General features: G+C 60.3%; 15 protein-coding genes. 6 read left to right on the forward strand and 9 right to left on the reverse strand.

Features of this window, described 5'->3' with window-relative positions; genetic code table 11:
* Positions 1-438: 438 nt before the first annotated feature.
* Positions 439-597, reverse strand: a complete 159-nt coding sequence (locus tag B3I26_RS24315) for a DUF3309 family protein (RefSeq protein ID WP_110948291.1) — start codon at positions 595-597, stop codon at positions 439-441.
* A 301-nt stretch (positions 598-898) separates the two neighbouring features.
* Here B3I26_RS24315 and B3I26_RS24320 point away from each other — a divergent pair, with 301 nt between their 5' ends.
* The 4 genes from B3I26_RS24320 (at position 899) to csrA (ending at position 3,135) form a co-directional block, all read left to right on the forward strand.
* Positions 899-1,276, forward strand: coding sequence for a DUF2784 domain-containing protein (locus tag B3I26_RS24320; protein WP_296261474.1), 378 nt, complete (start codon positions 899-901; stop codon positions 1,274-1,276).
* A 247-nt stretch (positions 1,277-1,523) separates the two neighbouring features.
* The gene (locus B3I26_RS24325; protein WP_296261475.1) at positions 1,524-2,333 is read left to right on the forward strand and encodes an SDR family oxidoreductase; all 810 of its coding nucleotides are present in this window, start codon (positions 1,524-1,526) and stop codon (positions 2,331-2,333) included.
* A 74-nt stretch (positions 2,334-2,407) separates the two neighbouring features.
* Positions 2,408-2,740, forward strand: a complete 333-nt coding sequence (locus tag B3I26_RS24330; RefSeq protein WP_296261477.1) for a YnfA family protein — start codon at positions 2,408-2,410, stop codon at positions 2,738-2,740.
* Positions 2,741-2,937: 197 nt separating this feature from the next.
* Complete coding sequence (gene csrA, locus B3I26_RS24335) at positions 2,938-3,135, forward strand: carbon storage regulator CsrA (protein WP_296261479.1); 198 nt, start codon at positions 2,938-2,940, stop codon at positions 3,133-3,135.
* Positions 3,136-3,163: 28 nt separating this feature from the next.
* On the opposite strand, the gene B3I26_RS24340 is transcribed toward csrA, so the two are convergent.
* The 4 genes from B3I26_RS24340 to B3I26_RS24355 all read right to left on the reverse strand — a co-directional run bounded on the left by B3I26_RS24340 (position 3,164) and on the right by B3I26_RS24355 (position 8,384).
* Positions 3,164-3,394, reverse strand: coding sequence for a YheU family protein (locus B3I26_RS24340; protein ID WP_296261481.1), 231 nt, complete (start codon positions 3,392-3,394; stop codon positions 3,164-3,166).
* 168 nt (positions 3,395-3,562) lie between these two features.
* Positions 3,563-4,747, reverse strand: a complete 1,185-nt coding sequence (locus B3I26_RS24345) for an osmoprotectant NAGGN system M42 family peptidase (RefSeq protein WP_296261483.1) — start codon at positions 4,745-4,747, stop codon at positions 3,563-3,565.
* Between the two features lie 112 nt (positions 4,748-4,859).
* Complete coding sequence (gene ngg, locus B3I26_RS24350; RefSeq protein WP_296261485.1) at positions 4,860-6,608, reverse strand: N-acetylglutaminylglutamine synthetase; 1,749 nt, start codon at positions 6,606-6,608, stop codon at positions 4,860-4,862.
* A gap of 3 nt (positions 6,609-6,611) precedes the next feature.
* Complete coding sequence (locus B3I26_RS24355) at positions 6,612-8,384, reverse strand: N-acetylglutaminylglutamine amidotransferase (RefSeq protein WP_296261487.1); 1,773 nt, start codon at positions 8,382-8,384, stop codon at positions 6,612-6,614.
* Between the two features lie 196 nt (positions 8,385-8,580).
* Here B3I26_RS24355 and B3I26_RS24360 point away from each other — a divergent pair, with 196 nt between their 5' ends.
* Positions 8,581-9,531 carry a glycoside hydrolase family 6 protein gene (locus B3I26_RS24360; RefSeq protein ID WP_296261489.1) on the forward strand — a complete coding sequence of 317 codons (951 nt, stop codon included), beginning with the start codon at positions 8,581-8,583 and terminating at the stop codon, positions 9,529-9,531.
* Between the two features lie 38 nt (positions 9,532-9,569).
* Here the strand turns inward: B3I26_RS24360 and B3I26_RS24365 are convergent, their stop codons facing one another.
* From B3I26_RS24365 to mnmC, 4 genes are all read right to left on the reverse strand, one after another.
* Positions 9,570-10,658 carry a lipocalin-like domain-containing protein gene (locus B3I26_RS24365; protein ID WP_296261491.1) on the reverse strand — a complete coding sequence of 363 codons (1,089 nt, stop codon included), beginning with the start codon at positions 10,656-10,658 and terminating at the stop codon, positions 9,570-9,572.
* Positions 10,648-13,128, reverse strand: a complete 2,481-nt coding sequence (locus B3I26_RS24370) for an ABC transporter permease (RefSeq protein ID WP_296261493.1) — start codon at positions 13,126-13,128, stop codon at positions 10,648-10,650. Before B3I26_RS24370 ends, B3I26_RS24365 begins: the two co-directional genes overlap by 11 nt.
* Complete coding sequence (locus B3I26_RS24375; protein ID WP_296261495.1) at positions 13,128-13,796, reverse strand: ABC transporter ATP-binding protein; 669 nt, start codon at positions 13,794-13,796, stop codon at positions 13,128-13,130. The genes B3I26_RS24370 and B3I26_RS24375 overlap by 1 nt, the downstream gene beginning before the upstream one ends.
* 334 nt (positions 13,797-14,130) lie before the next feature.
* On the reverse strand, positions 14,131-16,107 hold the full coding sequence (mnmC, locus tag B3I26_RS24380) for a bifunctional tRNA (5-methylaminomethyl-2-thiouridine)(34)-methyltransferase MnmD/FAD-dependent 5-carboxymethylaminomethyl-2-thiouridine(34) oxidoreductase MnmC (protein WP_296261497.1): 1,977 nt from the start codon (positions 16,105-16,107) through the stop codon (positions 14,131-14,133).
* Between the two features lie 176 nt (positions 16,108-16,283).
* Between mnmC and pap the strand changes: the two genes are divergently transcribed.
* Positions 16,284-17,786, forward strand: a complete 1,503-nt coding sequence (gene pap / locus B3I26_RS24385; protein ID WP_296261499.1) for a polyphosphate:AMP phosphotransferase — start codon at positions 16,284-16,286, stop codon at positions 17,784-17,786.
* Positions 17,787-18,208 lie beyond the last annotated feature (422 nt).

The raw sequence follows: 18,208 nt of genomic DNA on the forward strand, positions 1-18,208 counted from the left end.
CGGACACTAGTGACGCAGAGCATGGGAACGATCAACGTTCAAGTTCTGCTTCTGCTTTTGAGCTTCTTACCCGCACGTCCAGACGACAAAAATGTGACCCTGCCCACGCAGAGCATGTGATCGTTCCCACGCTCCGCGTGGTAACGGTTGTCTGACGCTTCACGTCGAGTATCTGCACCACGCAGAGCGTCAGAAGATGCATTCCCACGCGGAGCATGGGAACGATCAACGTTCAAGTTCTGCTTCTGCTTTGATCTTCTTATCCGCAAGTCCAGACGACAAAAATCGCCAGCTCGGTACAGGCCCGGGAGCCGAAGCTGCGTCAGGCCACCCTTGATAACGGGTATGAGTACGGTATCCAGCGCCACCAGTCCACTAAAAAAACAGCATAAAAAAACCCGCTAAAAAAGCGGGTTTTTTTGACTGGCTGTCAGGAGGTTATATCCTGCCGAGCAATACCAGAATCAACAGAATCACCAGAATTGTACCGATGATACCCGACGGCCCATAACCCCAACTTCTGGAGTGCGGGAAGATCGGAAGACCGCCAACCAGCAGCAGAATGAGGATAATGATCAGAATTGTGCCGATGCCCATAACGAGTTCCTTCTTGTGTACTTGGTAAATGGCCATGCCGTTCAAGCATTTGCCAACTTCGTTAAAAGTTGTACTGCTTGATCAATCCGACTAAGGCCCTGAACAAAAAGTTCGGACGAAAGGAAATAAAAAATAATATTTTTATAAAAGTCTTAAAAATCAATGAGATATACAAATTCCATCAAAACTAAAAAGCGGGCCTGGCCACAAAAAACCGTTATCTTACAGCCAATCAGTATGGAACTAACATATCCCTGTCCGGTCCTGAAGTTGCCGCGTAAGCCTTTATAGGAGGCGAGCTATGTTTTATGCCCTCATGGCCGATGGGGTGGTCGTCTTCCATTTCTTGTTCATTATTTTCGTTCTGTTCGGTGCGCTGTTGGTTTTGCATCGACATTTTTGGGTCTGGTTGCACTTGCCCGCCGTCGCCTGGGGCATGGCCGTAGAGTTTTTTCATTTGTATTGCCCGCTGACTTCTCTGGAAAACAGCCTGCGCTTCCACGCAGGCGCCGCAGGGTATCAAGGGGATTTCATCGGCCATTACCTGATCGCCCTGATCTACCCCGCAGGCCTTACGCCGCAAATGCAGATCGGTTTCGGCGCAGTCGTGCTGTCGGCCAACCTGTTGGCTTACGCAAGGGTCATCAAGCGCTGGCGGGCGCGTCCCAAAGCCCCCTAGGCTCTGTACAAAAGTGGCTGCGCTCGGGTGATGCTGCGTTAAAAACAGGCTCTGAATGCTCATTTACAACACCCAGGCTCCGCTTCCTCGCCTGTTTTTGCATTGGCTGCCCTTCGCTCGCTGACTTTTCGCACAGAGCCCAAAGCGAAGGTTTGCCTGGCATATTCAGCGAGCTGATGAAGGCGCGTCCGCACAAGGCGCCTGTTTACACTCAAGCCACTTCCTCGCAATCGACAAGGCAATGGTTATGCAAAATCGCATCATGATCACTGGCGCAGGATCCGGCCTTGGGCGCGAAATCGCACGGCGTTGGGCACGCGAAGGCTGGCATCTGGCGCTGTCCGATGTCAGCGATAGTGGTCTTCAAGAGACCCTGAAGCAGGTGCGCGAGGCGGGCGGTGACGGTTTCACTCAGCGTTGCGATGTGCGCGACTACAGCCAGTTGACCGCATTCGCCCAGGCTTGCGAGCAAAAGTTCGGCGGCATCGACATTATCGTTAACAACGCAGGGGTGGCGTCCGGCGGCTTCTTCGGCGAGCTGTCGCTGGAGGACTGGGACTGGCAGATCGCAATCAACCTTATGGGCGTGGTCAAAGGTTGCAAGGCGTTTTTGCCACTGCTGGAGCAGAGCAAGGGCAAGATCATCAACATCGCTTCGATGGCCGCTTTGATGCAGGGGCCGGCGATGAGCAACTACAACGTGGCCAAGGCGGGCGTGGTGGCGTTATCGGAAAGTTTGCTGGTCGAGTTGAGGCAGCAGGAAATCAGCGTGCACGTCGTTTGCCCGTCGTTCTTCCAGACCAACCTGCTGGACTCCTTTCGCGGCCCGACGCCTGCCATGAAGGCTCAGGTCGGCAAGCTGCTGGAAAGCTCGCCCATCAGCGCAAGCGACATTGCCAGCTATATCTTTGATGAGGTCGGCAAGGGCCAATTCCTAATCCTGCCTCACGAACAGGGGCGCGCCGCCTGGCAGGTCAAGCAACAGAATCCCCAAGCAATCTATGACGAGATGGCCAGCATGGCCGACAAGATGCGCGCCAAGGCAAAAGCGGAGTGAGGGCAGGGCGTGCCCCGGTCGATTTCTGCTAGGGTGGCGCGCACCTCTGCCGTCACTCTTGAAGAGACCTCACCGTGTTCAACTACCTTTGGTTCTTCCTCGCCGCGCTGTTCGAGATTGCTGGCTGTTATGGCTTCTGGATGTGGCTGCGGCAGGGCAAAGGCGTGCTTTGGGTGGTTCCCGCGCTGCTGAGCCTGACCGCGTTCGCGCTCCTGCTCACCCGAGTCGAAGCCACCTATGCCGGCCGAGCTTACGCGGCGTACGGTGGGATCTACGTTATTGCCTCCATCGCCTGGCTCGGTTTGATAGAGCGCGTGCGGCCCCTGACGTCGGACTGGATTGGCGTGGCCTTCTGCGTGGTAGGTGCCACGATCATATTGTTCGGGCCACGCTGGTCGGGTTCATAAGCAAAACGTACTGGAAAAAACCTTAGACCTTGTGTCGGATTTCAACGAGTTTCATCGTCTGCGTCCGCATGTAGGACATGTCTGTCAGTTGCCGCCGTCTGACTTTGAAGGACAAGTCTGATTTGCACTACGCTCATTGAAGGATTGGATCCAGCGCGGCAACCTGCGCTCTCGATTACCACCCAGGGAGCAGGAAAATGTTGGTATTGACGCGAGAGATAGGAGAAACGTTCTCCATCGGTGATGACATCAAGGTGCAGGTCCTGGGCATCACCGGCAATCAGGTGCGTCTGGGTATCGATGCGCCGCAGCACGTGAAAATCCACCGTGCGGAGGTTTATAGGCGAATCGCTGCGCGCCTGCAGCAAAAGGCCGCGCAGTCACCGACCTCGTAGCCAAGCATCCCCCGCGGGCCGACGGTCTTTATTTGTCGAAATATTCTTTGGGCACATCATGCTTGAGCATAAGTTGGCATTGCTGGCTTTCCAGGTCGAAAAAGATCACCGCCTGGCCTTTGGTCAACGCATGCCGGACCCGCAGCACGCGAGTCTCCAGCGGCGTGTCATCACCGTTATCGGTGCCATCGCGGGTCACGAAATCCTCGATCAGACGCGTCAGGGTGTCGGCTTCGAGTTGGTCGTGGGGGATCAGCATAGAATTCTCGGTTATCGCAATGAACAGGTGGCGCGATGCTAGCGCGGTCGCTGTAGGGGGGCTACAACAACCGCGATTTTTCCTGCGAAGTTACGCAAACGCGCCTACGAACCGCGAGAGCGGTTCATCCTCAGTTTGGCGAGACGTCTGCACCCCGGGGGGTAGCCGTCACCGCTGGCCTACCAATGTGTCCACCGCGGGCACTCGGGTGTCGGTTTCCATCTGTGCATCGTGCTCGATCTGATGGCTGAAATTTTCCAGCGACGCGTTGGCCGGTTTTGCATCACTGGCGAAGACCGGCGGGCTCATGATGTACGCCGTCAATAAACGACTCAGCGTGCTGAGGCTGTCGATATGCGTGCGCTCATAGCCATGGGTCGCGTCGCAGCCGAACGCCAGCAGGGCTGTGCGGGTGTCGTAGCCAGCAGTGATCGCCGAGTGCGCATCGCTGTAGTAATAACGAAACAGATCTCGGCGCACCGACAGCTCTTTTTCCTGTCCCAGGCGCAGCAGGTGGCGGGACAGGTGGTAGTCGTAGGGACCGCCGGAATCCTGCATCGCTACGCTCACGGCGTGTTCGCTGGAGTGCTGGCCGGGGGCAACCGGCGCAATGTCGATGCCGACAAATTCGCTGACGTCCCACGGCAAGCTGCCCGCCGCGCCGCTGCCGGTTTCCTCGGTGATGGTGAACAGCGGATGGCAGTCGATCAGCGGTTCGGCGCCGCTGTCGACGATCGCCTTCAGCGCTGCCAACAAGGCCGCCACGCCCGCCTTGTCGTCCAGATGACGGGCGCTGATGTGACCGCTTTCGGTGAACTCAGGCAGCGGATCGAAGGCGACGAAATCGCCAACATTGATCCCCAGTGATTCGCAGTCGGCTCGGGTGGCGCAATAGGCATCCAGCCGCAACTCGATGTGGTCCCAACTGATTGGCAGGGTGTCCACGGCGGTGTTGAACGCATGCCCCGAGGCCATCAATGGCAGCACGCTACCGCGAATTACGCCGGTGTCAGTGAACACGCTGACGCGGCTACCCTCGGCAAAGCGGCTTGACCAGCAGCCTACTGCAGCCAGGCCCAGGCGGCCGTTGTCTTTGACCTCGCGCACACTGGCGCCGATGGTGTCCAGGTGCGCGGAAACGGCGCGGTCCGGGCTGTTCTGCTTGCCTTTCAAGGTCGCGCGAATGGTGCCGCGTCGGGTCAATTCGAAGGGGATGCCCAGCTCTTCCAAACGTTCGGCAACGTAGCGCACGATGGTGTCGGTAAAACCCGTGGGGCTTGGAATCGCGAGCATTTCCAGCAGGACTTTCTGCAGGTAGTTCAGATCCGGGTCGAGGATGTTTGGAGTGGTCATGGGGGCTCCTGTCAGAGCAGCGACGAGCGTAGGGCTTCAAGCTGCAAGCAAAGTCAAAGGCTTATCCGCGTTGACTTCACTCGCCGCTTGCGGCTTGCCACTCGTGGCTGCTTTAGCCGTGAACGGGCAGGCTGTGGGGAAACAATAGATCGACGAAGCGTTCGGCAGTCGGCTGTGGCTCATGATTGGCCAGGCCGCAGCGTTCGTTGGCTTCGATGAACACGTATTCCGGCTGGTCGGCGGCTGGAACCATCAGGTCCAGACCCACCACCGGAATGTCGAGCGCGCGGGCAGCGCGGATGGCAGCGTCTTTTAATACCGGGTGCAGGATGGCCGTCACGTCTTCCAGGCATCCGCCGGTGTGCAGGTTGGCAGTGCGGCGCACCGCCAGACGCTGGTCAGCAGGCAGCACGCTGTCGAAAGTCAGACCTGCGTCTTGCACGGTGCGATGGGTTTCCTCATCAACCGGGATCCTGCTTTCACCCCCGGTTGCTGCTGAGCGGCGGCGGCTCTGGGCTTCAATCAATTGGCCGACGGTATGACGGCCATCGCCCATGATTTCTGCTGGACGGCGAATCGCCGCAGCCACCACCTCGAAACCGATGACCACGATGCGCAGATCCAGACCCTCGTGGAAGCTTTCCAGCAACACGCGGGAATCGAACTGACGCGCGCGCTCGACGGCCGCCTGAACGTCATCGATGGTGCGCAGATCCACGGCAACGCCTTGACCTTGCTCGCCATCGACTGGCTTGACCACGATGCGCTCATGCTCATCGAGGAAGGCAAGGTTGTCGTCACCGTTGCCCGCCAGTTGTTGCACCGGCAGTTGCAGCCCCGCCGCCTTAAGCACCTTATTGGTCAGGTGCTTGTCCTGGCACAGGGTCATGCTGACCGCAGAGGTCAGATCGCTCAGCGACTCGCGGCAACGAATGCGCCGACCACCATGGATCAGCGTGAACAGGCCGGCCTCGGCGTCGTCGATCTGCACATCGATGCCGCGACGGTGTGCTTCCTCGACAATGATACGCGCGTAGGGATTAAAGTCCGCTTGCGGCCCCGGACCCAGGAACAGCTTCTCGTTGATCCCGTTCTTGCGCTTGATGGCAAAGGTCGGCAGGTTGCGAAAGCCCAGCTTGCCGTAGAGGTTTTTTGCCTGGTGATTGTCGTGGAGCACCGACAGATCCAGATAGGCCAGGCCGCGGCTCTGGAAATGCTCGATCAGGTGACGCACCAGCACTTCGCCCACACCTGGCCGAGTGCATTGCGGGTCCACCGCCAGACACCACAGGCTGCTGCCGTTTTCCGGGTCGTTGAAAGCCTTCTGATGGTTCAGGCCCATGACGCTGCCGATCACGGCATTGGTGGTTTCATCCTCTGCAATCCAGTAAACGGGCCCACCCAGATGGCGCGGAGTCAGCAGGCTCGGGTCAATGGCGAGCATGCCGCGAGCGATGTACAGGTTGTTGATGGCGTCCCAGTCGGCCTGGTTCTGTGCACGGCGAATCCTGAACCCGCGAAACACGCGCTGGGCAGGGCGGTAATCACTGAACCAGAGGCGCAATGTGTCTGATGGGTCGAGGAACAGCTGCTGCGGTGATTGCGCCAGCACCTGCTGCGGCGCGGCGACGTAAAGTGCAATGTCACGCTCGCCCGCTTTCTCGTTCAACAATTCATGGGCCAGGGCCGCAGGGTCGGGATAAGTGTGCCCGATCAGCAGGCGGCCCCAACCGCAGTGCAGAGCCAGCGGCTCGCTGTCGGGCGTGCTGCCGTCCTCGGCGAAGCGGGCTTGCAGGCGCTCATAGGACGGCGCCTGCCCGCGCAGCAGACGCTGATTGTAGATCGATGCGTTGGCTTTCATCGGTCAAAGTCCTTGTTCGCTGAGCCACAGGTTCAGCGCCGCGAGCTGCCACAGTTTGGAGCCGCGCAGTGGGGTCAATTGACCATCCGGATGGGTCAGCAACTTGTCGAGCATGGTGGGGTTGAACAGGCCGCGGTCCTGGCTCGGGTCGAGTAGCAGATCACGCACCCAATTGAGCGTATCGCCCTCAAGGTGCTTAAGCCCGGGCACCGGGAAATAGCCTTTTTTGCGGTCAATGACTTCGGACGGAATCACCAGGCGCGCCGCTTCCTTGAGCACTTGCTTGCCGCCGTCCGGCAGCTTGAAGCGCGCAGGCACACGCGCCGACAGTTCCACCAGGCGGTAGTCGAGGAACGGCGTACGGGCTTCCAGGCCCCACGCCATGGTCATGTTATCGACGCGCTTGACCGGGTCGTCCACCAGCATCACCGTACTGTCCAGACGCAGGGCTTTATCCACTGCGGCCTCAGCGCCTGGCATAGCGAAATGCTCGCGCACAAAGTCACCGGCCGCATCGTTGGCGGTCAGCCACTGCGGCGTCACGGTAGCTGCGTACTCGTCGTAGCTGCGGTCAAAGAAGGCTTCCCGGTACGCGGCATAAGGATCGCTAGCGCCATCGACCTGCGGGTACCAGTGATAGCCGGCGAACAGTTCGTCCGCGCCCTGGCCGCTTTGCACCACTTTGCAATGCTTGGCGACTTCGCGGGACAACAGGTAAAACGCGATGCAGTCGTGACTGACCATCGGCTCGCTCATGGCGCGAAACGCGGCAGGCAGTTGCTCGATGATTTCGCTTTCCTGGATGCGCAGTTGATGGTGATGGGTGCCATAGTGCTTGGCGATCAGGTCTGAATACTGAAACTCGTCGCCGCGCTCGCCGCCAGCATCCTGGAAGCCAATCGAGAAGGTCGACAAGTCTTTCACACCAACCTCACGCAACAGCCCCACCAGCATGCTGGAATCGACGCCGCCGGAGAGCAGCACACCGACATCCACCGCCGCGCGTTGCCGAATGGCTACCGCTTCGCGAGTGCTGTCGAGCACGCGGTCGCGCCAGTCTTCCAGGGTTAGGTTCGCTTCGTCGGCGCGAGGGCCGTAGGGCAGCGTCCACCAGACTTTCTGCTCGACCTTGCCGTCGGCGCTGACGCGCATCCAGGTGGCGGGCGGAACTTTCTCGACACCGGCCAGCAGGGTGCGCGGGGCAGGTACCACGGCATGGAAATTCAGGTAGTGATTCAGTGCGATCGGATCGAGCATCGGACTGATGTCGCCGCCCTTGAGCAGCGCAGGCAAGGCCGAGGCGAAGCGCAGGCGCTTGTCGGTGCGCGAAATGTACAGCGGCTTGACGCCCAGACGGTCGCGGGCGATGAATAGGCTTTTCTTGTCGCGCTCCCAGATCGCGAAGGCGAACATGCCGTTGAGCTTGGGCAGCATGTCCGCGCCCCAAGCGTGGTAGCCCTTGAGGAGCACCTCGGTGTCGCCACCGGAATGGAACGGGTACCCGAGTGCTTCAAGCTCGGCACGCAGTTCAGGGAAGTTGTAAATCGCGCCATTGAAGGCCAGCGACAGGCCCAGATGGCTGTCAATCATCGGCTGCGCCGAGCCATCGGACAGGTCCATGATTTTCAGGCGGCGATGGCCCAGGGCAATCGGCCCTTGGCTATGAAAACCCCACGCATCCGGGCCGCGAGGGGCCAGATGATGGGTAATGCGTTCTACTGCGGCGAGGTCCGCAGGTTGGTTGTCGAAACGTAATTCACCAGCTAATCCGCACATATAATCCTTACCGGTTTTCCGTTGGGGAGCGTAGACGGGAAGTCCGACTACCCAAAGACTGACCGGTGGGGATTGCCATAGTTTTAGAACGAAGGGTTATAAGCAAGGATTTGGTTCTTCTCAAGTTTAGTGAGAAACCTTAAGTAATCAGAGAGCGGATTCGGTCCACGGCAAATCACTGAGAGGTGCCCAACCCATGAAGTTGACGTACGTGAGTAGTTTTATAGTGGCGTTCATCACTTTTCAGACCCAGGCGGCGAGCGGCTACTACGTCAATCCCGGCTCTACAGCGGCAACATGGGTCACCAACAATCCGATGGACGCACGGGCACCAACGATCAAAAGCGCAGTGGCCGATGTTCCGACCGCTCGCTGGTTCACAGGTACCAGTCAGCGCACAGAGCACGTGCGCCAGGCCGTCATTGATTTCACGACCGCCGCAAAGAATGCAGATAAAACGCCGATCTTGGTGGCCTATAACATTCCGGGGCGCGATTGCGCGGGTGGGGCTTCACCAGGAGGCGCCGAGGATGCCGCCAGCTACAGGACCTGGATAGACGCCTTCGTCGGCGGCTTGAGTTCACGCCCGGCGGTGGTCATTCTTGAGCCTGACGCCATTGCCGATATCGAATGCCTGAGTGCTGCCAAAAGAAGCGAGCGTGTCGGCTTGCTGAAGTACGCGATCACGGCATTCAAAGAAAAAGCCCCGTCGGCTCAAGTGTATGTCGACGCCGGGAATGCGCATTGGAAGCCCGCCCCGATGATGGCCACTCACTTGGCGCAGTCGGGTGTTGCAGATGCCAAAGGTTTTGCGCTTAACGTCTCCAACTTTTACTCGACGAGCCAGACGACAGCTTATGGCAACCAGATCAATGCAGCCCTTACTGCTGCCCACGGCTATACGAAATCGATACTAATCGACACCAGTCGCAATGGAAACGGCGCCGACCCTGGGGATTGGTGCAATCCGCCGGGGCGCAAAATCGGCAGTACACAGACTGCCATTTCCCCTGGGGTGTTGGGGGTATGGGTCAAGGTACCGGGGAACTCCGACGGCGCTTCATCGCCGCATGCTGATTGTCACGGTGGTCCGTCTGCGGGAACCTTCGGCCCTGATCTGGCGATGAAACTGATCAACGGGAAATGATGCCGCGGCGCAGAACGGTAGCGTGGCAATTAGGGTGTTCAATACCCGGTCATCTCCAGATAACCGACCCCATCCTGATTTCCGCTGACCTGCACTGGACCTTCCCAGTACGGAATCTGCAAGTTCATCCAGGCCAGTGGGTTGAGCGCTTCAACCGTCACATCTACACCCTTGCCAGGGATTTTTACCGACCAGCGGGTGGGCATGTCGCGGCCTTCGACGTCGGTGGTGTCTTGTGGCTCAAGGACGATGTCTCGGGCTGCCAGCAGCTCGGTGCGGCCATCGGCCGTGATCCAGGTGCCGGTCAGGTAGGGCTCGCCCTCCTTCTGGCGCATGCGGTACAGCATCACCTGGGTGCCATCTTTGAGGTGCAGGGAAAACCAGTCCCAGCCGGTCTGCTCATCGGTCAGCGGCTGGCTGCTCCATTCCCGGTCCAGCCACGCCGGCCCAGACACCTGATACGCCTTTCCATCGATCTCGATACGGCCATCGGCCTGAAAGAACGGCTGGCTGTAGTAGTACGATGCCTGGCCTTGCTCCGATTTCTGGCTAAACCCTTGCTTGCCCTGCAGCACCAAAGGTGTGCTCGACGTCAGGTGCAGGCGATAGTTGAACTGCGGTCCGTGCGCCTGCAGTTGCATGTCGGTCAGCGGGTCGTCGGTGGTCGATTGGCTATTTAAGGCCCAATCATCGATCCAGGCGGAAAAAGGCGTAAGCGTTACGCCAGCCTGCCCGACACCCCCGCGGGCATAACGCTCGGCTGCGTAGTGCTCGTCCTCGGAGGTAACCGCCGCATGCCCCATCCACAGGTTGCGGTTGCTCCAGCCCTGATCGCTGCCTTGCGCGGTGTTCGGGCGGGGCAGGGCATTGCGGAACAGCGTCCACTGCACGCCGAACGCGTGGCCGTCGGCATCCTTGAGATTGGCGGTGATGTACCACCACTCGATGCGGAAATCGTTATGCGGACCGTGATCCTGGGGAAAGACCAAACGCTTGTCCGGGGTAACCTGGGCGTAGCGGTCGGCATCGTCCGCCAGACCGGCGAAACCTTTCTCTTCTTCGGCTTTGTCATCGCAACCGCTCATCGTCAGCAGGATCAGCAGCAGGGCCGTTGCCTTAGCTCTCATGGGCGAAGGTCCTCAGCAGGTCGGCGGGGCGGGTGCGATACAGCCGGTACAACGGCCACGCCGAAGCCAGCAAGGTGGCGAGCATCGCCAGCAGTGTCAGGCTCAACAGTTGCCCGGGAAATACCTGCAGCGGCAGGCGCCAGCCGAATGCCTGAACGTTGATCACTGCGTCCAGACACCACGCCAGCAACAGCCCCAGCGGAATCGCCAGCACCAGCGTCAGCACCGCCAGCAGCCAGGTCTGGGCCAGATTCAGCAACATCAACTGCCGCCGGGTAACCCCCAGCGCCCATAGCGGTGCCAACTGGCCCAGACGGCTCTGGCTTTGGGTCAACAGGCTGATGAACAACGCGACACCTGCGACCATCAGCGTCAAGCTGTTCAGCGCTGCCGTCGCCGCGAAGGTGCGTTCGAACACCTGCCGGGACCAGGCCTTGAGCTGGATCTGATCGACGATGCGGTTATCGTCGATGACAAATTTGTTGTGCAGTACCCGCAGCAGTTGCGCGATGGCGTGAGGGTCGATGCGCAGGTTGAATCGATTGGGCGTCAGCTGCGGCCAGTGTTCGAGCAGGTGCTCGGCGTTGACGAGCATGTGGCCTTTGGGATTGCCGTAGTCGGCATAGATGCCCACGACCCTCAGTGGCCAGTCGCCGTCCGGCGCAGGCAATCTCACCTCGTCCCCGACACCCACCTTGAGTCGGCGTGCCAGTTGTTCGCTGAGCATCAGCGTATCGTTGCTGGCCAATTGGCTCCAAGGGTCGCCACTGGCTGATTCGAGCAGCGGCCAGTGCTGGCGGTAATGTGCATTGTCGATCACGCCGTACAGTTCGGCAGGCCAGCCATGCAGTTGCAGCGACACCTGCCAGTTGGGCAGCACGGCAGACGTCAGCGGTTGCTCGCTCAGCCATTTTTGCAATGGCGCCGCCTGCGCGGAATTCTGCGGGTTGATGTACAGCTCGGCGCTCAGGCGTTGTTCCAGCCAATGGTTGAACGTCTGGCGGAAACCGGAGGTCATGCTGCCCGCGCCGATATTCGCCGCCATCGCCAGTAGCAAGGCCATCAGTGCCAGGCTCAGGGCCGGCAGTTGTTGACGGCAGTCGGCAAGAAACCACTGTCCCAGGACCGAGCGGCTCTTGCCCAGCAATACGTTGAGCAGGGCATTGAGCAGCACCGGCAGACCCAGCGCGGCGCCAAGCAGAAGGCTGGCCATCAACACGAAGCCCACCGCCAGACTGTTGCCGAACAGCACCGCAAGCAATGCGATCACCACCGAAATGCCAGCAATCCAGCCCTGGCGCTTGAGCCAGCGCGCGTGGCTTTCGTGCCATGCCTGGGCGTTGGCCAGCGCCAGCAACGGCAGGCGTGCCGCACGCAACAGGCTGCTGGCACCGGCGAGAAAGGCGCCAAACAGCGCCACTCCCAGACCGCTGAGCCACCACCAGATGCTCAGATTCAGGTGTCCGGCCACTTCGGCGCCGTACAGGCCACGCAGGCTGGCGGCAACATCTGGCAGTAACACGCTGGCCAGCCAGTAACCGCTGATGACCCCGGCGATGCCGCCCAGCAACGCGAGCACACCCAATTCGATCACCAGGCTGCCGATCAACCCTCGGGCGCTGACGCCGCAGGCCCGCAGGTTGCGCAGCAAGCCGCGACGTTGTTCCAGTGCCAGGCCAATAGCGGCATGCACGATGAAAAGCCCGACCACGAACGACAGAAAGCCCAGTGCGTCGAGGTTCAAATGAAAGCTTTCGGTCAGGCGCCCCAGATCGTTGTCTTCCCCACTCTTGCGGATGATCAGTTCGCCCTTCATGTCTGCGGGCAAGGCGGGCGCGTTTTCCGCGAAGTCCGCAGGCAGGATCATGCGTGAGATCTGACCGGGCTGGTTCAGCAATTGCTGGGCGAATCCGATGTCCACCAACAGCAAACCGGGGGCCATATCCGCTTGCGCGTGCAGCGGTGGCAAGGTCTGACCGGTCTCGCTGAGCGGCTGTTCACCCTCATGCAGACCCAGCGCTTGCAGGGTCTGCGGGGAGATCCAGGTGCTGCCCGGCGGGGTGAAAAAATCAACGATTTGCGCAGTGTCCAGCGACTGCCCGGCCAGGGCAGTGTTGGCAGGCAGCGATACCGGCTCGATGCCCAGCAGCGTCAGGCGTTGATCGGGCACGCCCTTGAGCGTGATCCGACCGCGCAAGGCGGGCGACACCGGCCAACCCGCGCGACGCAGGCTGACGAATAACGCTTGCGAGTAGTTGGCGCCATTAGGCGCGACCAGGATCTTCTGCGGTTCGCCGCCGATCAGCTGGCTGGCCTTGGCGTAACTTTCCCGGGCCTGACTGTTCAGTGCCTGCACACCGGTGAGCAGACTGGTCGCCAGCCACAGGCCGGTCAATACGCTAAAGAATTGCACCGGATGGCGCCGCCAATGGCTGAGCAGGGCCTTGAGCGTCCAGAAAAACACCGGCATCAGCGAGCGCCTTCAGCGGCCAGACGCCCCAGATGCAGCACCGCCTGACGATCCAGACGCGCCGCCACGCGCGGGCTGTGCGTCACCATCAGCAGGCTGGTGGGGCTGTCGGCGAGCAGGTCCAACAGCAACTGCAGCACTTCGTCGCTGGTGCTCTCGTCGAGGTTGCCCGTGGGCTCGTCTGCCAGCAGCAGTCCAGGGCGAGAGGCAAGGGCACGACCGATGGCAACCCGTTGCTGCTGACCGCCCGAAAGCTGTTCGGGATAGCGCTTGAGCAACTCGCCCAACCCGAGACGCTCGACCAGCTCGGCTTGCCAATGGGCTTGATACCGCCCGGCCAGGCGCGCCTGAAACGCAAGATTGTCCTCGACCTTGAGGCTGCCGATCAGGTTGAACTGCTGGAAGACCAAGCCGATTTCGGTACGCCGCCAGTTGGCAAGTTGCGCTTCGTTCATCTGATCCAGCCGCTGCCCGGCGATCTCGATGCTGCCCTTGTCGACCTGATCGAGCCCGGCCACCAGGTGCAGCAAGGTGCTTTTGCCACTGCCGGACTCGCCCATCAACGCCAGGCTTTCACCTTGGCCCAATTGCAAATCCGCGCCCCGTAAGACTGCCAGCGGGCCTTGAGCCGTGGCATAGCTTTTAAACACGCCCTGGACTCGCAGCATCGACATGCACCTGAAAGGAAACAGCGAGAAGAATAGCGGGATACGTAAACGTTCGGACAGTGGATCAGCATACGGGCAAAGAAGTTGCGTCGGATATCAATTGCTCGGGCGCCGCGGTCTGCTTCTGCCCGAAGGGGCCCAATGGATTACGCTTAAGTCTCATAGACGCGTTGCTAGCTCGCAATCTGCCGGGCCCGGCAGCACAGTCAAAGACCGGCTGCCGTCAGATGTATGCGTTTACAGGTTGACTGCCGGTGGCTGGCAGATCGCGAGCAAGCGTGCTCCCGCGCGCTTCGGGCAGGATGAAAATCAGATTGCGATGCTCGCCGATTGACTACTTCCCGCGCACCAAACTGCGCAATACAAACCGGTTCGGGTGGCAGGCTTCTGCCACGCTGCGCGGCAACGGCAGAGGTTCGTTGTCCAGCCACGCCGCGATCAGCTCGCCGGACAAAGGCGCGGTGATCAGTCCTCGCGAGCCATGGCCGCTGTTTACATACAGTCCGTCCAGCCAGGGGCATTCGGTCTGGGGGACCTGCCGGGCGTCCTTACGCAGCACCGTGTAGGCTTCCAGAAATCGTTCCCTGTCCGATAGCGGACCGACGATGGGCAGGTAGTCGGGGCTGGTGCAGCGAAATGCGGCACGCCCTTGCAGCTGTTCAACAGGCAGCGCGCTGACCTGCAACCGCTCGGCTAAATCCGCCGAGATCTCGCGCAGCAACTGCAGATTGCCGAGATGCTCGGCTGCGGTTGGCGTCAGGTCGTCGCTCTTGAAGTCGAAGCTGGCCCCCAGCGTATGCTCTCCCAGCCGCCCCGGTGCCACGTAACCTTCGGCGCAGACCACCGTGCTCAACGACTGACTGTTCTCGGTCATCGGCAACCGGGTGATCTGCCCACGAATGCGCTTGAGCGGCAACTGGGCGCTGGCCGCAAAGCGTTTGACCTCCGCCGCGCCCGCCAACACCACTACGGGCGCCGAATCCAGTAGACGTTCGCCATCCCAGGCCTGCCAGGCATCACCGTCTCTTCGCAATTGGAGCACGTCGTTGTGGGTCATCAGGCGTATGTTCGCCAGGTTTGCCTGGTGCCGACACAGCGCGGGCGGATGCACCCAGCCGCCTTGCGGGTAGAACAGGCCACCGCTGTCCAGCGCAACCCCGGCCCGGGCTTGCGCGTCCGCCTTGTCCAGTACATGCAGCAGCTCAGGGGAAAAGGCTTGCGCCAACTGCGCCTGGCGCGCGCCTTCCTTCTCATCGAACGCCAGTTGCAGCACGCCGCAGTCATCCCAATCGACGCCACGCTGCAGCTGTTCCAGCAACCGTCGCGTGTGGCCAAAACCGCTGAGGATCAGCTGTGACAGTGCCGTGCCGTGGGCCGAGAGTTTCAGGTACAGCACGCCCTGCCGATTGCCCGACGCTTCCTGTGCCAGATCATCGTGCCGCTCCAGCAGGCTGACCTGCCAGCCTCGCGCGGCCAGACTGGCTGCCGTGGCGCACCCGGCCAGGCCTGCACCAACCACCAAAGCCTTGCGCTCGCGCGTCGATAAAGGAGGCCGCGCGAACCACGGTTTGGCAGCGCTGGGAGCAGGCGCCTCGACAGGCCAGCCCATGAATGTTCCTTTGAGCACTTCCCATTTGTGGCCGATGCCCGGCACTCGTTTCATCTTAAAACCGGCTGCATTCAGGGCGCGGCGAACCCAACCGGTGCTGGTGAAGGTGCCAATGGTCGAGCCGGGCGCGGCCAAACGCGCCAGTTCGGCAAACAGCTCGGGGGTCCACATCTGCGGGTTTTTCGAAGGCGCGAAGCCGTCGAGAAACCATGCGTCTATCGCCCCGTCCAGTTGCGGCAACATCTCCAGCGCATCGCCGATCAGCAAGGTCAGCGTGACCCGGCCACTGTCGAACACCAGCCGCTGAAAGCCCTCGTGAATCGCCACGTATTGCGTCAGCAGTTGATCGGCGAATGTTTTCAGTTCCGGCCAAAGACTCAAGGCCCGTTCAAGGTCGGCGCGGCTGAGGGGGAATTTCTCGACACTGACGAATTGCAACCGCGCCCCGGGTCGCGCGCAGGCTTCGAACATCTGCCAGGCACAGAGAAAGTTAAGCCCGGTGCCAAAGCCGGTTTCGCCGATGACCAAACGAGCATCCGCCTGTAGAGCACTGAAGCGCGCATGCAGATCGTTTTGAGCCAGAAACACATGGCGGGTTTCGGCCAGGCCCGATTCGTTGGAGAAGTAGACGTCGGCGAACGCTCGGGAGATCGGGTTGCCATTTTCGTCCCAGTCGAGCTGGGCGTATTGAATAGTGGTCATCGTCGGGCTACGCAAGGCTTTGGCAGGTGCAAGGCCGGCATCTTAACCCACCGCTGGACTCGCCGCGGGCATGGGTTAGTCCCTCGATAATTGACCCAAGGCAGGGATTCGTTGTCACAACCCACATCGCTCGTATCGATCCGCTAGTCTTGAGCGATCTGGAACAGGAGCACTACATGTTCGAATCCGCTGAAATCGGCCACTCCATCGACGACAAAACCTACGATGCCGAAGTCCCGGCGCTGCGCGAAGCCCTGCTCGACGCTCAATACGAACTGCATGAGCAGGGCAAGCGCCAGATCATCGTGCTGATCAACGGCATCGAAGGCGCCGGCAAGGGCGAAACCGTCAAGTTGCTCAATGACTGGATGGACCCGCGCTTTATCGAAGTGCGCACGTTCGACCAGCAGACCGACGAAGAACTGGCCCGTCCGCCGGTCTGGCGTTACTGGCGCCAACTGCCACCCAAAGGCCGGATCGGCATCTTTTTCGGCAACTGGTACAGCCAGATGATTCAGGGCCGGGTGCACAAGCAGTTCAAGGACCCGGTATTGGACCAGGCGATCAATGCCGCCGAACGTCTGGAAAAAATGCTGGTGGACGAAGGTGCGGTGATTTTCAAGTTCTGGTTTCACCTGTCCAAGAAACAGATGAAATTACGCCTCAAGACTCTTAAGGATGACCCGCTGCACAGCTGGCGCATCAGCCCGCTGGACTGGCAGCAATCGCAGACCTACGACAAGTTCGTACGCTTTGGTGAGCGCGTCCTGCGCCGTACCAGCCGCGACTATGCGCCGTGGCATGTGATCGAAGGTGTGGACCCCAACTATCGCAGCCTGACCGTGGGGCGTTTGCTGCTGGAGGGTTTGCAGAATGCGATCAAGACCCCTGAAGGCAGCGCCAACCTGGTCAACGTCGGGCCTTTGCCCAGCAACACCGATGAGCTGAGTCTGCTGGATAATCTGGACATGACCCTGGCGCTGGACAAGGACGCCTATAACGAGCAACTGATCACCGAGCAGGCGCGACTGTCGGGCCTTATGCGTGACAAACGCATGCGTCGTCACGCATTGGTAGCGGTTTTCGAAGGTAACGATGCGGCGGGCAAGGGCGGGGCGATCAAACGTGTGGCCGGGGCGCTGGACCCTCGGCAATACCATATCGTGCCGATCGCAGCGCCGAGTCAGGATGAACTGGCGCAGCCGTACCTGTGGCGTTTCTGGCGACAGATTCCGGCGCGGGGCAAATTCACCGTGTTCGACCGCTCATGGTACGGCCGGGTGCTGGTTGAACGGGTCGAGGGTTTCTGTACCGAAGCCGACTGGTTGCGGGCGTACAGCGAGATCAACGACTTCGAAGAGCAACTCACCGACGCGAATGTCGTGGTGGTGAAGTTCTGGTTGGCCATCGACGACAAGACGCAGCTGGAGCGCTTCAAGGCGCGGGAGAAGATCCCATTCAAACGCCACAAGATCACCGACGACGATTGGCGCAATCGCAAGAAATGGCCGCAATACCGCGAGGCCGTCGGCGACATGGTCGACCGCACCAGCACCGAAATCGCCCCGTGGACGTTAGTGGAGGCCAACGACAAGCGCTGGGCGCGGGTCAAGGTGTTGCGCACGATCAACGACGCCTTGGAAGCGGCGTTTGAAAAGAGTGAAAAAAAGAAAAAATAACCCAGGTCAAACGCCATGCTCCTGGCTCCGACTTGCTTGGCCTTAGCCGTAGGCGCGAACTCGCTACGGCATGCCGCCAGAATCAAAGGCGGTGGGTGGGTGACACTTCGACAACACGAATTTGGCTCGACGATACGAATTTGGCTCAATAGCAAGAATTTGGCTCGACAGCACGAATTTGGCTTGATGCGCACTGCTTCTGCCCGAAGGGCGTAGGAGCGAGCTTGCTCGCGATCTGGCGTGAAGCGCCAGTAAAACCAGCCCCCTCGGTTGTGTCAGACCGACCTCATTCTCAGGATGTGCTGCCGGTCCCCGGCAGATCGCGAGCAAGCTCGCTCCTACGGCCTGTGGCCAGAATCAAAGGCGGTGGGTGGGTGACACTTCGACAACACGAATTTGGCTCGACGATACGAATTTGGCTC

Source organism: Pseudomonas sp. UBA5706 (assembly GCF_002419965.1).
Taxonomy (GTDB): domain Bacteria; phylum Pseudomonadota; class Gammaproteobacteria; order Pseudomonadales; family Pseudomonadaceae; genus Aquipseudomonas.

Coding starts and splice junctions, on each gene's coding strand:
- B3I26_RS24315 (WP_110948291.1), bottom strand. CDS start 597: ATGGGCATCGGCACAATTCTGATCATTATCCTCATTCTGCTGCTGGTT.
- B3I26_RS24320 (WP_296261474.1), top strand. CDS start 899: ATGTTTTATGCCCTCATGGCCGATGGGGTGGTCGTCTTCCATTTCTTG.
- B3I26_RS24325 (WP_296261475.1), top strand. CDS start 1,524: ATGCAAAATCGCATCATGATCACTGGCGCAGGATCCGGCCTTGGGCGC.
- csrA (WP_296261479.1), top strand. CDS start 2,938: ATGTTGGTATTGACGCGAGAGATAGGAGAAACGTTCTCCATCGGTGAT.
- B3I26_RS24340 (WP_296261481.1), bottom strand. CDS start 3,394: ATGCTGATCCCCCACGACCAACTCGAAGCCGACACCCTGACGCGTCTG.
- B3I26_RS24345 (WP_296261483.1), bottom strand. CDS start 4,747: ATGACCACTCCAAACATCCTCGACCCGGATCTGAACTACCTGCAGAAA.
- ngg (WP_296261485.1), bottom strand. CDS start 6,608: ATGAAAGCCAACGCATCGATCTACAATCAGCGTCTGCTGCGCGGGCAG.
- B3I26_RS24355 (WP_296261487.1), bottom strand. CDS start 8,384: ATGTGCGGATTAGCTGGTGAATTACGTTTCGACAACCAACCTGCGGAC.
- B3I26_RS24360 (WP_296261489.1), top strand. CDS start 8,581: ATGAAGTTGACGTACGTGAGTAGTTTTATAGTGGCGTTCATCACTTTT.
- B3I26_RS24365 (WP_296261491.1), bottom strand. CDS start 10,658: ATGAGAGCTAAGGCAACGGCCCTGCTGCTGATCCTGCTGACGATGAGC.
- B3I26_RS24370 (WP_296261493.1), bottom strand. CDS start 13,128: ATGCCGGTGTTTTTCTGGACGCTCAAGGCCCTGCTCAGCCATTGGCGG.
- B3I26_RS24375 (WP_296261495.1), bottom strand. CDS start 13,796: ATGCTGCGAGTCCAGGGCGTGTTTAAAAGCTATGCCACGGCTCAAGGC.
- mnmC (WP_296261497.1), bottom strand. CDS start 16,107: ATGACCACTATTCAATACGCCCAGCTCGACTGGGACGAAAATGGCAAC.
- pap (WP_296261499.1), top strand. CDS start 16,284: ATGTTCGAATCCGCTGAAATCGGCCACTCCATCGACGACAAAACCTAC.